An 18,225-nucleotide genomic window follows, 5' to 3' on the forward strand; every position below is an offset into this window, starting at 1 on the left:
TTGCTTATCTTATGAGACTGTAAATGCTCGAAAACAGTTTTTCCATGTTGATCGGTTTCAGAACGTACCCCTGAGGTTTTAATGACATTACCTCCTGTATTTTCTTTCTGTCTGAAACACCTGTCAGGAAAACTATCGGTGTGGATTCCGCATTCGGTATTTTCCTGAGTCTCTGGAAGACCTGAGGACCGTTTTCTCCCGGCATTTCGTAGTCAAGAAGAATAAGGTCAACGGTCTTGGTCTCAAAATATTTGTCTATAAGATCTGCGTTAAGCATTGTGGTTATGTTGAAAAACTCGCTGCAGGCACTCTTGATAAGACGCAGAATGTTCTTGTCATCGTCGATAACAAGAATGTTTGCCTTTGAGTTCTTTACATTAGGTTCATCGATTATCTTGTCAGGCGGTATTACCGGAACGTTCTTCTTCGGCGGCGGAGGAGGCGCTGCCTCTTCTCTGACAGGTTCTGGATCCGGGGCCGGCTTTGGTGCAGAAGCAGGCTGAACTGCCTTCGGCGTTGATATAACGGAAATAGGTCTCGGTCCGGAAGAAGCTGTGCCTGAATGGCTCATCTGTACCGGAGCGGATGCCTGTTTTGTCCTGACCGTTTTAATTATTTCGGCTGTCATTACGTCTGAGGCAGTGCTCTGCGGTAAAATGAGATCCGGTTTCTGCGGAAGTCTTTCGAGCATTTTGCAGACATTTTCATCGGCTACAGCGATTATCGGAACATTTCCAAAGTCGTGACTGCTTTTTAAGGCGCGCATCTGCGTTACCAGCGGACCGCACTGTGCACCCTCGCTGAAATACACGTAAGCCTGCGGCTTGAAAAGCTTGAAGTGGTTAGCTATATCGTCAAGGCAGTCCGATGTGCTGAGACAGTCAAAGGCCTGCGATGTCTGTTTGAAAAAATCACTTATAACACTGTTATGCTTGGAATTTAACAGTATTCTGAGTTTCATAGGTTCATCCCTCTTTTCCCTTGGTCTGCGTCCACGATCCCCTGACGCAGTTTCTGTATCTCTGTAAATAAAATTATATCACAAAGTTGAACAAAAATCAACGGTAATATTATCAGAAAATTGTCGTTGTATATGTATATTCATTTGCTTTCGGAAAAATAAAAACCCCCGCACGTAATGTACGGGGGAGTTCTGATGCGGTGTTACTGCATCGCGGCTGTCTGATCTGTGAAAAACACCGGGCTTCCGGCAAAGGATAATGCCGGTCAGGCTTTTTCTTCGTCCTTTAATGTACAGCAGCAGATACCCATTATGAACCAGATGAATGGTGTTACTGATGCAGTACTGTTGGTGATAACAGCTGTTACTGTGTAGAACACTGCGATCACTGCTCCGGCTCTGAATATCCAGTTTCTGTTCTTTGCTGCGGAAATAACACCGTTTGCTGACGAATAGAAAAATGCAGCAGCAAGAGAAACAGCGGCCGGTATGCCGTATGTTGCAGCGTAGTAGAGATATTCGTTGTACGGACGGTCAACAGAGAGAGGAACGTCATTGAGCGTACCGCGTCTTTCAGCAAAAATGAAGGCGTCAGGACCTATACCTGTGATACCGAACTGATCGATTATGCTGTATGCCTTGCCCCAGAGGTAAGGGTATACAGCCTTTATGTCGTGAATGTTCACGGCACCTTCAATGCTTGTTGAGTACTGCCCGAAAGCGGCAAGTCTTACACATCCGTCTGTCCAGATGACTTCACCGTCGTAAACAGCGAAACCTTTTATAATGATGTATGCATAGGCAGCGGCCATGCCTGTGATAAGAAGGAGCAGCGGTGAGCCTTCTTTTTTCTCTGCTTTTCTGCCTCTGAAGTAATCAGCAGTACCGGCTGCAAGTATCAGGACTGAACCGGTATATCCGATGAGTGTCTGTGTTTTGACAAGGAAAAATGAAGCACCGACAACAGCGGCTTTATGTATCAGTGAAAAGAATCCGTTCCTGTCACCGGCTGCTGAGAAATATGCGGTTACAGAAGCTGCGGCCATGAATGTGGCGAGTGAAGCCGGACTTCCGGCTGTGCCGCTCGGGAGCATGACCGGCTGCATGAGGTAAGGAACTTTGTAGTAGAACGAAGGGAAGGACGGAATGAACTGAAGTCCTGACCATATGCACTGGCAGATAGTTATAACTGAGAATACTCTGAAAATATTTCTGACTGTTTTTTTCAGTATTTACTGACAGGGCGCCGAGAAATATGAACAGGTAACTGAGATACACCATAAGTCCTTCGTATCTGCCGTAACGGAATCCTAGAAAAGGTGAGTAGTCCTGTACGGTCGAAATGGCATTTACATATGAGATGTACATGCATACCGCAAGTACGAGAGCTATTACGGAAGCAGCTATCTGTTTTTTGTTAAGCGTCTGTTTAATGAAAGCGATAATAAAGATACTTACTGACAGAATACCTGTGATACCGAGCGCGACCGAAGGCACTATCTTCCAGTCGTATGTTGCGACAGAGATCCTTCCTTTTGACATGAGTTCTGTTACAGCAGACAGAACAAATATCAGCGAAAATCCGATGGTAAAGAGTACAGCTGCCAGTTTGCTGAACTGATCGTTTGTCATGTTCAGAATGAAGTTGGATTTTTCGGTGGTACCGAATATGGTTTTATGAGTTTTTGCCATACGAAAAATTCCTTTCCGTTAAGAAAACGCTGATTTATTCATAAATCAGCGCGGGGCTCCGGGGCGAAGCCCCGCAAATCCCACCTCCGGAAATCCGGTGAAGCCGGATTTCCGGGTTAATCAGTGTTTTCTTAATCAAAGTGTAAATATTAAGTTACCCTACTCGCTTGAGTAGGGTAATGTGGAAACTTATTTTGCGTATTCGATCGCTCTGCTTTCGCGGATGAGGTTGACCTTGATCTGTCCCGGGTATTCCATTTCATCTTCGATTCGCTTAACGATGTCTCTTGCAACAAGAACCATCTTTTCATCGTTGATGACTTCCGGAAGTACCATGATACGGACTTCACGTCCTGCCTGTACTGCGAAGCACTTTTCAACTCCGTCGTATGATGAGCAGATCTCTTCGAGCTTTTCAAGCCTCTTGATGTAGCTTTCGTAGTTTTCGCATCTTGCAGCAGGTCTGGCAGCTGAGATAGCGTCTGCGGCCTGTACGATACATGCGATGACTGTCTGCGGTTCAACGTCGTTGTGGTGAGCTTCAACAGCGTGGATGACTTCATTGCTTTCCTTGTACTTCTTACATACATCCACACCGATCTGTACGTGTGATCCTTCGATCTCGGAGGTGAGAGCCTTACCGATATCGTGAAGAAGACCGGCACGTCTTGCGATGTTTGCGTCAACACCGAGTTCTGAAGCAAGCACGCCTGCGAGCTGTGCAACTTCAATAGAATGATTGAGGACGTTCTGACGGTAACTTGTACGGAACTTGAGACGTCCTATAAGCTTTACAAGTTCATGGTTGATGTTGTGAACGTTTGTTTCAAGAAGAGCGCGTTCACCTTCCTGCTTGATCTTGTGTTCAACTTCACGTCTTGCCTTGTCGACCATTTCCTCGATTCTTGTCGGATGGATACGTCCGTCCTGAATGAGTTTTTCAAGTGCTATTCTGGCAACTTCACGTCTTACCTGATCGAAGCATGAAAGTGTGATAGCTTCAGGAGTATCGTCGATTATAAGGTCGACGCCTGTAAGTGTTTCAAGTGTTCTTATGTTACGTCCCTCACGGCCGATTATACGGCCTTTCATCTCGTCGTTAGGAAGTGCAACTACTGAGATGGAGGATTCTGAAACCTGATCAGCTGCACATTTTGCAATAGCAAGTGATATAAGGCTTCTTGCCTTGTCGTCGCAGCAGTCTTTTATCTGCTGTTCATAAGCTGATATCTTGAGTGCCTTTTCATGAACAAGTTCTGTTTCAAGCTGTGAAATAATGTAATCCTTGGCCTGTTCTCTTGTGAATTCCGAGATTTTTTCAAGAATATCCATCTGGCTTTTCTTGATGGATTCAGCTTCATTGAGTTTTTCCTCGGCTGACTTGATCTTGCTCTGAAGTATCTCTTCCTTGCGTTCAAGATTGTCATTCTTCTTGTCGAGGTTTTCTTCTTTCTGCTGGATTCTGCGTTCCTGACGTGAGATCTCTGATCTTCTTTCCTTAATCTCCTTGTCAGCTTCATTCTTAAGCTTGTAGATCTCGTCCTTTGCTTCAACAAGAGCTGCTTTTTTTCTGTTTTCGCTTTCCGCTTTTGCGCTTTCGATCAGTCTGGAAGCTTCACGTCTTATCTTGTCTGCTTCCTGCTCAGCTGAGCCTATAGCGGCTTCAGCCTGCTGCTGTCTGTAGAGAATGCCCTTCTGGAAACTCTGCTTTCCGTAAAAATAGGCACCGGCTGCAGCACCGACCGCACAAGCAATAATCGCAATAATAATAACTATTGGTATGCTCATGGAAAAATTATTTCCTCCTTTCACCGGTAAATATTAAGATTGTTTTCGTAAAACGCTTACCTGTAAAAGTCAAAAATATTCAGTTTTAAACCGTACCGTGTACGAAGAAAGATTCCGGACAGTATCTGGTCTGACTTCTTCAGAACGTACTGACGACAGGATCTTCTTTAAAAATTTTCAAAAAATGTAGATATATAAAAATTATATAAATTGAAATAAGAAGATATATAAAATTGTGTATTATATATAAATTTTAAGAAATTTATGCGTATCTGTAAGATTAAAATAATATATTTTGACCACGGACAGCGTTTAATTTAATCGCTTTGACAAGCGACAGTAATTGTTGATGCATTGGCTAATAGTAAATGAAAAATATAATTTTTGATTTACTAAAATAAATAAATGCAATACTTCTATTGTACTTCTTTTTGATGAAGATGTCAATAGATTTTTCATATATCGTAAGCATGCACTAATAGCTTTGGTGGGCAGAACAGAGGAAAAATGCGTGACATGATATTCAAAAAAACTATTGACATTTATTTTTTTTCGGTTATAATTAGAATATACGTAAAATCGAATACGTTAAAATGATGACGAGGAAAGCCTTGCACGGCGTTTGATCTTTAACAGAGAGTTTTCCGGAAGCTGAGAGCGAAAACAGGATCTGTCGGCGAAGGACACCGTCCTCTGAGTGCGTTTAATACACGCCGGATGTTCACCGTTACAGGAACACATCGAGATACAGATCATCTGCATCTGATAAGAACGTGTTATCAGTTGAGGTCTGTGAAAAAGGGTGGAACCGCATTTTAAGTGCCCCTTCAGAAGTATTTTCTGAAGGGGCTTTATTTTTTAATTCAAGAAAGGAACTGATTACAATGTTAAAACTGACATTAAAAGACGGCAGTGTAAGGGAAGTCGAAAACGGACAGTCTGCTGCTGACATCATCAAGGGCATCGGTGCCGGACTTTTCAAGGCTGCATGCTGCGTAAAGATCAACGGAGAAGTAAAGGATCTCCGTACCATTATAGATAACGACTGTGAATTTGAAGTAATGACTTTCGATTCACTTGACGGTAAAAAGACATTCTGGCACACTGCTTCACACATTCTTGCTCAGGCAGTAAAGAGACTTTTCCCTGAAGCAAAGCTTGCTATCGGACCGGCTATCGACACTGGTTTCTACTACGACTTCGATGTTGAGAAGCCGTTTTCAACTGATGAACTCACTAAGATCGAAGCTGAAATGAAGAAGATCGTAAAGGAAGGCATAGCGCTCGAACAGTTTGAAATGTCTCCTGCCGATGCGATCGCATATCTTAAGGAACAGGGTGAACCTTACAAGGTTGAACTCTGTGAGGAACACGCAGACAAGGGCGAACCTATCTCATTCTACAAGCAGGGCGATTTCACGGATCTCTGTGCAGGTCCGCACCTCCTTTCAACAGCTCCTGTAAAGGCATTCAAGCTTCTTTCATGCACAGGTGCATACTGGAGAGGAAACGAAAAGAACAAGATGCTCACAAGAATCTACGCTGTTGCATTCCCTAAGGCATCTGAACTTGAAGAACATCTTAAGAAACTCGAGGAAGCAAAGCTCCGCGACCACAACAAGCTCGGCCGTGAACTTGAATACTTCACAACAGTTGACTACGTAGGCCAGGGACTTCCTATCCTTCTTCCAAAGGGTACAAGAGTTATCCAGCTTCTCCAGAGATGGATCGAAGACGAGGAACAGAAGAGAGGCTGTCTCCTTACAAAGACACCTCTTATGGCTAAGAGAGACCTTTACAGAATCTCAGGCCACTGGGATCACTATCTTGACGGCATGTTCGTTCTCGGCGATCCGACAGACGAAACAAAGGAATGCTTTGCACTCCGTCCAATGACATGTCCGTTCCAGTATCAGGTATATCTCAACCGTCAGCGTTCATACCGCGATCTTCCTATGCGTCTTACAGAGACATCAACTCTCTTCAGAAACGAGGACAGCGGTGAAATGCACGGACTTATCCGTGTACGTCAGTTCACAATTTCAGAAGGTCACTACATTTTAAGACCTGATCAGCTCGAAGAAGAATTCAAGGGCTGTCTCGAACTTGCTAAATACTGTCTCGACACAGTTGGTCTTCTCGAAGACTGTACATTCCGTTTCTCACAGTGGGATCCTGCAAACCCGAAGAACAAGTACGAGGGTACAAAGGAACAGTGGGAGGAAGCTCAGCGCGTAATGGGTCAGATACTTGACCACCTCGGTGTTGAATATACAGTTGGTATCGACGAGGCTGCATTCTACGGTCCTAAGCTCGATATTCAGTACAAGAACGTATTCGGCAAGGAAGATACACTCGTAACTATTCAGATCGATATGCTCCTTGCAGAAAAGTTCGGCATGTACTACATCGACAAGGACGGACAGAAGAAGCTTCCGTACATTATCCACAGAACATCACTCGGCTGCTACGAAAGAACACTTGCATACATGATCGAACACTTCGCAGGTGTAATGCCTCTCTGGCTTGCTCCTGAACAGGTAAGACTTCTTCCTATCGGTGAGCAGCACGTTGAATATGCACAGAAGCTTGCTGACAGACTTACATCACTCGGCATGAGAGTAACTGTTGACAGCCGTGACGACAATATCGGTCCTAAGATCAAGGCTTCAAGACTTGAAAGAATTCCTTATACATTCATTATCGGTGACAAGGAAGTGGCTGATAACACAGTTACAGTACGTTCACGTAAGGAAGGGGAACTTCCGGGCGTTCCTGTTGACGATATCGTTGCTAAGCTCGTTAAGGAAATTGCCGATAAGGTAAAATGATCCCCCACCCCCCTGCCCCCCTCCCCGAGGGGAGGGGGGATACGTTCCCGCCGGAACGAATGAGTCACGCCGGATTGAATGGGTTCCGTCAGAACAGGTGGTATGCTCCTGATTTCCGGTCGTTGAATATCCGAATTAATAAAAAAGGCATCAATGCAGCAGGCTGCATTGATGCCTTTTTGACTATTTATATCTGATCGAGCACCGAAGGGTCGGCGTTTATTATTATTGTGTTCCGGGTTATGACAAAGCGGTCCGGAGCGGCGGTGTCTGCGGGGCGGCAGGCTATTACGGTGCCGTCCGGGGTGATACCGCTGTAGTTTTCCGTTCTGCGGTCGGAGAGTTTTTCAGTGACAGCCGGTCGTTCAGCGCGTTTCGGAGAGACGCTCTGGCTGTGGACTGCCGGAGTGAAGTTTTCATTTTTGTTGTGTATCAGGAAATGCACCAGTTCAAAGAAACGAAATCTGATGATGAAGATGATCGTCAGAACGATCAGTAAAACGGTCAGTGCACCTGAGCTTATAAATAGTATTTTCCAGAATGTATAAGTCATTGTTTTCCTCCGTATGCCCGGTTGATCGCCTTGTCAGCTGCGCTGTAGCTGTCGATTATACTCTGTCTGATCTGACCGGTTTTTTCCGTTGTGGTCACAAGTCTGTCCGTTTCCGCTTTTACTTCGCTGAACAGATCACGCATTTCATCCTCCTCAATAAATGATGAAAACTTGTAGGCGTATGTATTTATCGAGTTTATAATGAGTCTGTATGTTTCGAGAAGGACGATTTCGGTTTCAGTCTGCGATGACATGACGAACTGCTTCATTTCAGTGAGACTGTGCCAGTAGTCGCTGTATACTTCAGAGTCATCGCCTTCGATAACAAGTTTCTGTATTTCAGCGTGAAAATCAGCTATGTCGTGATATACCTTAGCCATCTGGTATTTCTTTTCCGATATTATGCGCATATCTTCGTTGAGTGCGTCCGAGAACCATTCCGATGAAGCTTTCATTCTTGTTGTGGTATTGTCATCGTTGCCGTCAGCGCCGTAGTCATAGTAGTACCAGTAAAGCTTTCCCGCCTCGAATGCCATCAGTTCGTATTCCGGATCGTTTTTCAGCTCAGAAAGATTTGTTGTCATAAGACGTATGAGTTCATATGATTCATCTTCGGTGAATGAAACGTCTTCCTTGTATGCCTCCATTAGTCCGAAATACGCCTTTGTCTTTTCCGGCCTGAGCTTTGCGGCCTGTCTGTAGGCTTCGGTCTTTTCGCTGCCGGAGGCGGATTTTTCTGCTCTCATGATAAGCTGGTCATAGTTCATTATCTCTTTGCTCCGGTACTCACCGTATGAAAACAGGCATACCGCACCTGTTATGACTGCAGCGGCAGCTGTGAAAAGAGTAAGTTTTATATTGCTGTTCTTTTCAGCTTTTTCAAGGGCGTGATAGAGTTCATGACAGGAGCGGTAACGCTTTTCCGGATCATCTTCCGTGCATTTTGCAATGATCTTTCTGAGTGTATAGTCCGTTTTTCTGTCCTTCGGATCAAAGACAAAGCGCTTGCCTGAACTTCTGAAATTCCTGTTTCTGTCGCAGACCGGCAAAGGCTTTTTACCGGTAACCATGTGGTAGATGGTGGCGCCGATATTGAATATGTCAGTACGTTTGTCGAGATGCTCAGCTCTGAACTGTTCAGGAGCGGCATATTCCGGGGTGTACTGAAGCGGCACGCCGGATTCCATCTGTACCACAGCTCCGAAGTCGATGAATTTGAGAAGTCCCGAACGCCGGTTTGAACTTAATGAGCTGCGTATGGTACTTTCCTTGTTTATGATCATTATGTTGTCCGGCTTCATGTCACTGTATATTTTTCCGTAGTCATGAAGAAACTGCATAACAGAACAGATCTCTTTTCCGTATTCAAGTACCAGCGGGTGGGGAAGAGCACCGGATTTCAGGACGCTGCTCATGGAAGCACCGTCGATGTAGTCCATGACTATGTAGAAAGAATCCCTTGTCTCTGCGTGCTGGATTATGTTCGGAAAGAAGTTTGACTTGTCAGCTTCGTAGAGCTCCTTGATAAGCTTTGATTCCTGCTTGGCTGATGCGACCATTTCCGTACAGCTTTTTGAGATCTCTTTTACGGCACGGACGGCACCGTTCGCTTCGAGGTCGAAGGCTTTGTAAACCACGGAAAGACCGCCGCGTCCGACTACTTCTTCAATGCGGTATCTGTTGTTAAGAATTGTACCTTTGCTCAGCAATCTGTTTTTCCGCCCTTTCGATCAGTTTTATTGCCAGTGAGGATATGTTGTCAGTTTCATCACGTTCAATGCAGAGCTTTGTAAGATGCGCAAGCTTCCGTTCTGTGGTATCATCGTCAGTGATCACCTCAGGATCAAGCTCCGCAGCTATTTCACCGGCGGTTATTTTCTTGACAAATCCGTCTGAACAGATCATGTACACCGTATCATATTCCGCCGTAAGGATGCTGTAGTCAAATGTAACATCTTCAAGACCGGCTCCTATACACCGGGTAAGCTGGTTCTGTCTTGTATCAGCTGCGGCTTCTTCTTCGGTGAGCTTTCCGGATCTTATCTCGTCGAAGATGACTGAATGATCCGTAGTCAGAAGCTCTGCATTTCCGTTCTTTATCATATATGCACGCGAGTCACCTATATGTGCAGCGATGATCTTACCCTGGTTTCCAAGAAAGATCAGAGCAGTCATAGTTGTACCGAGTGTTTTGCCTGTGCGCTCCGCATAAGAGTTGAGCCTGTCCGATGCGTCGTGAAGAGTATCATCCAGATCGTGACGTATCTGCAGGATATTTTTTTCTTCCTTCAGCATTTCAGGAAGCCTTTTTTCAAACCATTCCGACAGCGTGCAGATAACAAAAGCACTGGCAGTCTCGCCGTCTGAAAGTCCTCCCAGTCCGTCGCATACAGCGGCTAAAATATATTCGTTTCCGTTCATTGCCGCTGATTTGATGCAGAGACTGTCCTGGTTTATACGCTTTATAGCACCTGTGTCCGTACAGTATGCAGAAATATAGTTCATTTGCTGTTCTCCGTTTTCCTGTATTACAGTGAATGCTGTAATAAAAATTTATCTGATAATGAAAGTGTGTTCCTTTCCTCCTGCTCTGAAGTGACATCCTGAAAACAGTTCAGTCCGTTCACCTGCCGGTACAGATTCGCCTTCGATATCTGCAGGAACTGTGAAAGTTATAAAGTAGACGGTCCTGTTTCTTACATTTGACCGTTCTATTCTGAAGTTTTCACCGGTATATCCGTTTCCGTAAACCGGCACTGTTCCGTCTTTTGTCTCTATCACCGCAGGCGGTGCATCAGGCTTATCGTCACACTGGTCCAGCATCAGCGTATCAGCGTTCTGATCTGTTATCAGGCAGGTCTGGGAGGAACGTATGTCAACATGAAAGGTAAACTTCGTGCGGTACAGATAAAACCTGACTCCGTCATGGATCTCTTCTTTTTCCACGCGGCTTTCCTCAGAAAACAGTTCGCAGTCTTCACGTGCTGTGAATGTCCCGTTTGTTGAGTTCTGGTCACATAGAAAGTATCGTCCGTTTTCAAAAGTTATCGAAGCATGTATACCCGATATCTCAGCGATGTCCGGAAGCGAAAGATCATTTCCTTCCTGTACGGAACGCCTGCCGATATAGAACGGGAAGTGGTCAATGATGAAAGCGGTGCCGCTTTCGTCAGTAAGATAGGCCTTTTCATCATCTTCGTGAATAAGAGATGCTTTCTGCCTTCGCCTCGCTTCGCTGTCCGTAAGTTCGGTTTTCTGAGTATCCCCTTCAGGCTCCGATTTTCTGAAATGTCCGAAAAGTTTCATTCATACCCTCCTCTCATATTATAGTGAACGTAGTTTAAGCAGAGCAGTGTCACTCTGCACAGTCATTTTTCATTATATCCGAATTTTACCGGTTAGTCAAGGCTGAAGGTGCCGTTTTCTCTATTGCCAAAAAGCCGTAAATACAGTATACTAATATATGAAAGAAAACAACGGGAAAGGAGCAGATAGCATGCCACGAAAAATAGGAACAGGAGTGCAGAGTTTCAGTAAACTGAGAGAGCGCGGTAGTTTTTTTGTAGATAAAACAGAGTTTATAAGCGACTGGTGGAATTCAGACGATGACGTTACTCTGATCACTCGTCCGCGTCGTTTCGGAAAAACACTGAACATGAGTATGCTCGAATGTTTTTTTAGTCCGGAATATGCCGGAAGAGCTGATCTTTTTGAAGGATTGAATGTCTGGAATGATCCGGAAATGCGAGGATTACAGGGAAGTCAGCCGGTGATTTTTATCACTATGGCTAAAATAAAAGGAACTACCTATGAAGATTTTCTTAGACAAATGAATACGACTATGATGTCTGTGTATTCGCGTTATGAGGATTTTGTAAGTAAAAGCGAAAAGATATCAGCCGATAAAAAAGAAATATTCCGGCTTATGTATATGGAAATGGTTGAGACAATGCTTAAAAAGTCTGAGAAAAAGGTAAATACTGATCTTCTGATACAGAGCATAGCGTTTCTTTCGGAACTTCTTTCAATTCATTACGGAAAGAATGTCATAATTCTTCTCGATGAATATGACACGCCGATGGTCGAATCCTATGTGAATAAATACTGGGATGAAACAGCTGCGTTTATGCGTACTTTTTTCAATACTACTTTCAAAAGTAATCCGTATATGTATCGCAGTGTGCTTACAGGTATTACAAGAGTAAGCAAGGAATCCCTGTTTTCAGATTTCAATAATATAGAGATATGTACACTTTCAGCAGTAAAATATCAGGAATATTTCGGATTTACTGAAGAAGAAGTATTTGCTGCGATGGACGAATATGGCCTTACCAATAAGGATGAAGTGAAATACTGGTACGACGGATTTACGATCGGTGAGCTTAAGGATATCTACAACCCGTGGTCAGTGACCAATTTCCTTGGCAAGAAAAAATTTGCTCCGTATTGGGCAAATACAAGTTCAAATAAGCTTGTCAGCGATCTTCTGCGCGAAGGCGATGCGGAACTGAAAAGTGATTTTGAGTATCTTCTTTGCGGCGGAACGGTAACAAAGCAAATAAATGAAGAACTTGTTTACAGCCAGCTTGACAAGACACGCGATTCAGTCTGGAGTCTGCTTACAATGAGCGGATACCTTAAGATAAACAGCATAAACGGGAAAAATTATGAGCTGGAAATTGTAAATCATGAAACGCTGGAAATGTTTGAAGGACTGATCTCTAACTGGTTCGCTGAAGGCGACAGATACAGTAATTTCATAAAAGCACTGCTGCTGAATGATCTGAAATATATGAATCAGTTTATGAATGATCTTTCAGTTTCAATGTTCAGTTCGTTCGATACCGGAAAGAAACCGTCAGAAAAAACAGAACCGGAACGTTTCTATCACGGTTTTGTTCTTGGTCTGCTCGTAGATCTTCGTGACAGATATGCAGTGACCTCTAACCGTGAAAGCGGATTCGGAAGATACGACGTACTTCTTGAACCTCTTGATAAAGAAAAAGATGATGCAATGATATTTGAATTCAAAGTCATTGATAAAGACGAGGAAAAGACACTTGAAGATACCGTCGCAGCTGCACTTAAGCAGATAGAGGAAAAGAAGTACGAGCAGATACTGATCGATAAAGGCGTTAAGAAAGACAGAATTCGCAAGTACGGATTTGCATTCGAAGGCAGCCGTGTGCTTATAGGTGAATAAAAAGGTTGCGGCACGTCAATGACGTGCCGCAGCTATTGATAGTGCGCCTGCCGGCGCACGCTTCATATACCTGAAGTTGAATGGTACTCTGTATTGAGTGATGTTTATTTCAGTTAATGATTGGACTTTATTTGTGATGTTGCACTAAACATCGCTCTTAATATTTGATCAATCATATGAAACGACAAGAAATATGTTGACTTTATAATAGTTTGTGACTATAATTGAAAATATATTATACGACTAATGGAAAAGAAAAAAGTCGTCTGATACTTATTTAAAGTATGCGGAAGTGTACTTTGAGGTTTAAGGAAATATGGGATGTCAACGTACTGCTAGGTAAGGGGTTACAGTAAAAGCATAACGGATGATACCCATGAAAATTATGAAAAGGGATTTCGCAGATTTTAATTCATTATCTGCATAAAAAGGGGTTGACATAGTTATGTTCAAGACGTATAATGCGTTAACAGCACAGCACAGCACAGCACAGCACAGCACAGTTAGGACTAATTATGTCAATTATACAACTGAATATAAAAACATACAGGCGTATTCTGCAGGATGACTCTGTCCTGCGGGGTACGCTTTTTTGATTTTATCACGTTAATGGTCAGCCAGGACGGCTGTTTATTATATATTGGGGATGATCTTTCTGTATATAGTTTTTATGGTGAAGGATCATCAAAGAAAATTATAATTATATAAAACAGGGGGAATTTTAGAATGAAGCGGAACATTTTGAAGCGAACGATTGCTGGTGTGCTGGCGATTCTCTGCGTAGCAGGCATGCTGACTGCAAACGTTGACGGAGGAGGGCTTTTTGACACGGCTATTTTGGCGAAGGCTGAGCCCGACAGCGGTGTAACGGGGAATCTGCCCAGTAATGTTGAAATAAATAAAGCCGACTCTTGCGGCGAAAATGTTACATGGGCGTATGATGAAACGAACAAAACGCTCACCATAAGCGGTAGCGGGGATATGGCGGATTATACAGGTACTAATGCACCATGGAAAGATAAAATGAGTCAAATCCAGACAGTTGTTATTGGAGTCGGCGTGACAAGTATCGGAGGCGATGCGTTTAGGGGAGCCTCTAGTCTTAGTAACATAACCATACCCGAGGGTGTGACAAAGATAGGTGCTAATGCATTTGTCAATTGCACCAGCCTTACAGCTGTAACGATTCCAAGCACGGTGACAAGTATTGGTGCTTATGCATTTTTTTATAATGGTAATACCGCTCCGCAACAAACTATAACCTTTACACGCCCTGCAAAAGCCCAGCAATTAAATGTAGGTGATTATGCATTTAACGCTACTAATAATAATGATGCATATATTGCCTTTGCAGGAGACGGTAAGACTAATTTGTATGATGATGGTAATTGTGAAGTTAAAGCTAATGCTCCACTGATTATCAATAATAGTCGTACATATTACTGGGTCACGCCATTATCCGTCGGTACAGTGATATACAAGGGCGAAAAGGCTGCCTTTACGAGTGATATGTATTTTTATACAGATCAGACTGATGGACAAGCCGGCAGTGAATCACTTGAATGGCGTGAAGGCGGATTATACACTCTTGATGATATATCGTGCAGTGAGGGCGAGTGTAAGTTCATATTTGCATACAACACATATGATGATCCAAAAACTATCAAGATCGTATTCGATGCTCTTAGCCAACCCCCCGGCGGGCTCAAGGTTGTAAGTGGCGACGGCACAGCTGAACACCCCTTTGTTTTCAAAATGAACCCCGGCACTCCCGAGGTCACCACGACCCAGTCCCAGGTCATCAAGGCCGGGGATAGGTTTAAGGTCGGGGGTGAGGTCAATTCGATCATGCTAAATAACCAGGCACTATCCGGCAACTATAACATTCCGGAAAATACTGTTTTTACGGCAAGTCTTGCAGATAGCGGAAACCTTACGATCAGCGGAGGCGTATTATCACCGCTTGATTTAGGCGGCTGGAGCGATAATTCGGCTAAGACTTATCTTGTGGAGTATAATAACGGCACGCTCACGCTTACGGAGAATGTGATCTATAGCGGCGGAGCAAGTCCTGCATTTGCTGATATGCACATTGGCGATGTAGTTGCACTGGGGGCTAAGGTGGATGCAGATGCTCGAATGCAGAGTAGTTCAGGTGGGTATCAGTCTTATCCGGGTACTGAAATGTGGACAATTACTGCTCAAGGCGCACAAAAAGGTGATACGTTAGTCGAGTTCCTTGGCGGTACGAATATGAATGCATTTGTTCTTTGCGAAAAGAGCTATAATGATACATATGGTTATATTTGTGAATTCGATCAGACCCACGTTGACCTCCCCCTGTCGGTAGTGACCCACACCGTGGGCGAGCAGACCATCACCTTCCTGCCGTGGACCAGCACCACCAGCCTGCCCGCCAGTGGCGATTATTACCTTACTGGGGATGTGACCGTCAGTACGAATACCATCGTGTCTAACGCTAGCACATTAAACCTTTGCCTGAATGGATATGGCATCCTTATGACCGGAGACGACAGCGTGTTTCAAGTGAATACTGGCTGCACGATGAATCTGTATGATTGTAATGAATCAAACAGCAGCCATTATGTGACGCTTGATAATTGGCGCGGGATTTCCGTGAGTGACACCGGATCGGCTTCGGAAGTCACCAACGGAAACGGTGTAGTGAATCTTAACGGCGGCCTTATTACCGGTGGCCATAACACGGATCCCGGAGGCGGCGCGTTCCGCGTATACGGAACCTTCAACATGTACGGAGGTACCTTGCTAGGCAATTACGCAAAATCCGGTGGTGCGATTTGGACTAGCGGATCGACTGCGATTTACGGTAACTCCCGCATTGCGTATAATAAGGGTACCGACGGAAACCGCGGCGGCGTATATATCAGCGGTGGTACGTTCGACATTGCCGGAGCGCCTGACCTCCGGGGCAACAGCGGCTGTGACATTGTCTTGAATGGAACAGACAAAAGAATCAATTTTACAGACTTTGACCCGAATGTGCGTATCGGCGTCATTTATTATATCGGGAATCCTCAAGAGGTAACGGTTACTTCCAATGCGCAGTTTACGAGCGATGATCAAGTAAAGGAAGTCTTTACGCTGTACTCGAAGGATAGAAGTATTTTCGTGTTTGAAGGGCAGGCAAAGATCAGGACAGAGTATAATGTGACCGTTACGCCGGGCAGCAGCATGACAAAGACAGCGGACTCCGGTGAGACATCACAGAAAGTCGCTATGACCAACGCAATGACAGATGTTGTCTATACTGCAAACGATGGCTATTACTTCCCGACAGATTACAGCGTTACCGCCGTCAAAGGAATCACCGTGACCCGTAACAGCTACACACAGATCACGGTTTCCGGAACACCGTCCGCTGACGCTACGATCACACTGACAGCGCCTACGGCTAAAACGACACCGGCTGCACCAACAACATCCGCCGCAACAGACTGCACAACCGCAGACAACAACGACGGAAAGCTCACCGGCGTTACAGCTGCAATGGAGTATAAGAAATCGGATGCCGATAGCTGGACAGCCGGAAAGGGAAGCGACATCACAGGTCTTGTTCCCGGAACCTACTATGTGCGTGTAAAGGCAACCGAAACGACAAATGCGTCCACAAATCAGGAACTGACGATCAAGGGATTTATTTCGTACACGGTGACCTTTAAGGTAGTGAACGGAAAATGGAATGAGGGCGAAGGCGATGCTACAACAGCAGACAAGACTGTGACCCTTACCGGACATGATGGCGATACCTTGAAACTGACCGCAGACCAGATTCCGGCAGTTGGCAGCAAGCCGAACGACACCTACAAGGTCGGAAGCTGGGATACGACGCCGAGCGCGGACACGGAGATCACGGCGGATACGACCTACACCTATACCTATGCGCAGAAGGACAGCATCAGCCAGACCGTGACCTTCAAGGTGGTCAACGGTTCCTGGAACGATGAAACCACGACAGATAAGACCGTGATCCTGACGGGTTATGAGGGCGACACCCTCAAACTGGCGGCAGACCAAATTCCGACGGTCGGCACGAAGCCGAACGACACCTATAAGGCAGGAAGCTGGGATGTGATGCCGAATACTGACACAGCGATTACGGAGGCAACCACCTACACGTATACTTACGTAGCAAAAGAAGCATCCGTTGTAACCAAAGCACCTGAAGCGAAGACACTGACCTATAACGGACAGGTTCAGGAACTTGTGACTGCAGGTGAGGCAACTGGCGGCACGATGCAGTATGCCCTTGGTACGAATACAACTACCGAACCAACAACCGGCTGGAGTTCATCCATCCCTACAGCCACTGACGTGGGAACCTATAAAGTTTATTACAGAGTGGCAGGAAATGATTATTATAATGCATTTGAAAGCGCCGAACCGATACAGGTGAAGATAGCTAAAGCAGATATCACACCTTCAGTATCACTCGAAGGCTGGACATACGGAGAAACAGCGAAGACACCATCAGTAAGCGGAAATGCAGAAAATAGAACAGTAACGTATAAGTACAAGCTCAAGGGTGCCGATGATAAGACATATTCTGCAGAGGTACCGACAGCAGCTGGAACATATGTAGTAAAGGCCGAGATTGCCGGCACGGCAAACTATAATGCAGCCAGTGCAGAAAAGGAATTTACTGTAGCAAAGAAACCACTTAAGATCACAGCGGACAAGGCAGGAAAGGTTTACGGAACTGCTGATCCGGCGCTTACTTATACACTTGAAGGTACACTGGTCGGTGAAGACAGGATCACAGGTTCACTTACCCGTGAAAAGGGTGATAATACCGGTGAATATACGATCGGACAGGGTACACTTACAGCCGGTGACAACTATGCGATTGAATTTGTATCTGACAAGTTTACTGTAACACCTACAGAATTTAATGTCAAAGCGAATGGTTATACAGGCGATTATGACGGTAAGGATCATGGCATCGCAGCATCTGCTGATGTTGAATCTGCTAAGGTTTACTATCTTGTATCTGATACTGAACCTGCAGAAGCTGACTTTACAGAAGCAGATATTACTGTATCACCAAAGTACAAGGACGCAGGAACCTATAAGATCTGGTACTGCATTACTGCACCAAATTACAATACAGTTATCAGACAGTTGAAATAACAAAGGCTGCTGTTGCTCCGACAGTTTC

At 44.8% G+C, this 18,225-nt stretch carries 11 protein-coding genes; 3 read left to right on the forward strand and 8 right to left on the reverse strand.

Annotation, left to right across the window (positions count from 1 at the left end):
• Positions 1-4 precede the first annotated feature (4 nt).
• From CC97_RS19120 to rny, 4 genes are all read right to left on the reverse strand, one after another.
• Positions 5-961, reverse strand: a complete 957-nt coding sequence (locus tag CC97_RS19120) for a response regulator (RefSeq protein ID WP_049962962.1) — start codon at positions 959-961, stop codon at positions 5-7.
• Positions 962-1,227: 266 nt separating this feature from the next.
• Positions 1,228-2,055: a hypothetical protein gene (locus CC97_RS15340; RefSeq protein WP_156036939.1), complete on the reverse strand. Its 828-nt coding sequence runs from the start codon at positions 2,053-2,055 to the stop codon at positions 1,228-1,230.
• A complete protein-coding gene (locus tag CC97_RS20630; RefSeq protein ID WP_044975997.1) occupies positions 1,964-2,653 on the reverse strand; it encodes a hypothetical protein in 690 nt (229 codons plus the stop codon). The genes CC97_RS15340 and CC97_RS20630 overlap by 92 nt, the downstream gene beginning before the upstream one ends.
• A 189-nt stretch (positions 2,654-2,842) precedes the next feature.
• Complete coding sequence (rny, locus tag CC97_RS15350; RefSeq protein ID WP_044975999.1) at positions 2,843-4,441, reverse strand: ribonuclease Y; 1,599 nt, start codon at positions 4,439-4,441, stop codon at positions 2,843-2,845.
• Between the two features lie 884 nt (positions 4,442-5,325).
• On the opposite strand from rny, the gene thrS reads away from it, so the two are divergent.
• Positions 5,326-7,272, forward strand: a complete 1,947-nt coding sequence (gene thrS / locus CC97_RS15355; RefSeq protein WP_044976001.1) for a threonine--tRNA ligase — start codon at positions 5,326-5,328, stop codon at positions 7,270-7,272.
• 187 nt (positions 7,273-7,459) lie between these two features.
• Here the strand turns inward: thrS and CC97_RS15365 are convergent, their stop codons facing one another.
• From CC97_RS15365 to CC97_RS15380, 4 genes are read right to left on the reverse strand one after another with little or no spacing between them, the layout of a single operon-like run.
• Positions 7,460-7,825: a hypothetical protein gene (locus tag CC97_RS15365; protein WP_044976005.1), complete on the reverse strand. Its 366-nt coding sequence runs from the start codon at positions 7,823-7,825 to the stop codon at positions 7,460-7,462.
• Positions 7,822-9,534: a serine/threonine-protein kinase gene (locus CC97_RS15370; RefSeq protein ID WP_044976007.1), complete on the reverse strand. Its 1,713-nt coding sequence runs from the start codon at positions 9,532-9,534 to the stop codon at positions 7,822-7,824. Before CC97_RS15370 ends, CC97_RS15365 begins: the two co-directional genes overlap by 4 nt.
• Complete coding sequence (locus CC97_RS15375) at positions 9,509-10,330, reverse strand: protein phosphatase 2C domain-containing protein (protein WP_044976009.1); 822 nt, start codon at positions 10,328-10,330, stop codon at positions 9,509-9,511. The genes CC97_RS15370 and CC97_RS15375 overlap by 26 nt, the downstream gene beginning before the upstream one ends.
• A 48-nt stretch (positions 10,331-10,378) precedes the next feature.
• The gene (locus CC97_RS15380) at positions 10,379-11,131 is read right to left on the reverse strand and encodes an FHA domain-containing protein (RefSeq protein WP_044976011.1); all 753 of its coding nucleotides are present in this window, start codon (positions 11,129-11,131) and stop codon (positions 10,379-10,381) included.
• A 190-nt stretch (positions 11,132-11,321) separates the two neighbouring features.
• Here CC97_RS15380 and CC97_RS15385 point away from each other — a divergent pair, with 190 nt between their 5' ends.
• Both CC97_RS15385 and CC97_RS15390 read left to right on the forward strand, forming a co-directional pair.
• On the forward strand, positions 11,322-13,028 hold the full coding sequence (locus CC97_RS15385; protein WP_044976013.1) for an AAA family ATPase: 1,707 nt from the start codon (positions 11,322-11,324) through the stop codon (positions 13,026-13,028).
• 726 nt (positions 13,029-13,754) lie between these two features.
• Positions 13,755-18,197: an MBG domain-containing protein gene (locus tag CC97_RS15390; protein ID WP_081850149.1), complete on the forward strand. Its 4,443-nt coding sequence runs from the start codon at positions 13,755-13,757 to the stop codon at positions 18,195-18,197.
• Positions 18,198-18,225: the final 28 nt, after the last annotated feature.

The organism is Ruminococcus sp. HUN007 (assembly GCF_000712055.1).
Lineage (GTDB): Bacteria > Bacillota > Clostridia > Oscillospirales > Ruminococcaceae > HUN007.

Coding starts and splice junctions, on each gene's coding strand:
- CC97_RS19120 (WP_049962962.1), bottom strand. CDS start 961: ATGAAACTCAGAATACTGTTAAATTCCAAGCATAACAGTGTTATAAGT.
- CC97_RS15340 (WP_156036939.1), bottom strand. CDS start 2,055: ATGCTCCCGAGCGGCACAGCCGGAAGTCCGGCTTCACTCGCCACATTC.
- CC97_RS20630 (WP_044975997.1), bottom strand. CDS start 2,653: ATGGCAAAAACTCATAAAACCATATTCGGTACCACCGAAAAATCCAAC.
- rny (WP_044975999.1), bottom strand. CDS start 4,441: ATGAGCATACCAATAGTTATTATTATTGCGATTATTGCTTGTGCGGTC.
- thrS (WP_044976001.1), top strand. CDS start 5,326: ATGTTAAAACTGACATTAAAAGACGGCAGTGTAAGGGAAGTCGAAAAC.
- CC97_RS15365 (WP_044976005.1), bottom strand. CDS start 7,825: ATGACTTATACATTCTGGAAAATACTATTTATAAGCTCAGGTGCACTG.
- CC97_RS15375 (WP_044976009.1), bottom strand. CDS start 10,330: ATGAACTATATTTCTGCATACTGTACGGACACAGGTGCTATAAAGCGT.
- CC97_RS15380 (WP_044976011.1), bottom strand. CDS start 11,131: ATGAAACTTTTCGGACATTTCAGAAAATCGGAGCCTGAAGGGGATACT.
- CC97_RS15385 (WP_044976013.1), top strand. CDS start 11,322: ATGCCACGAAAAATAGGAACAGGAGTGCAGAGTTTCAGTAAACTGAGA.
- CC97_RS15390 (WP_081850149.1), top strand. CDS start 13,755: ATGAAGCGGAACATTTTGAAGCGAACGATTGCTGGTGTGCTGGCGATT.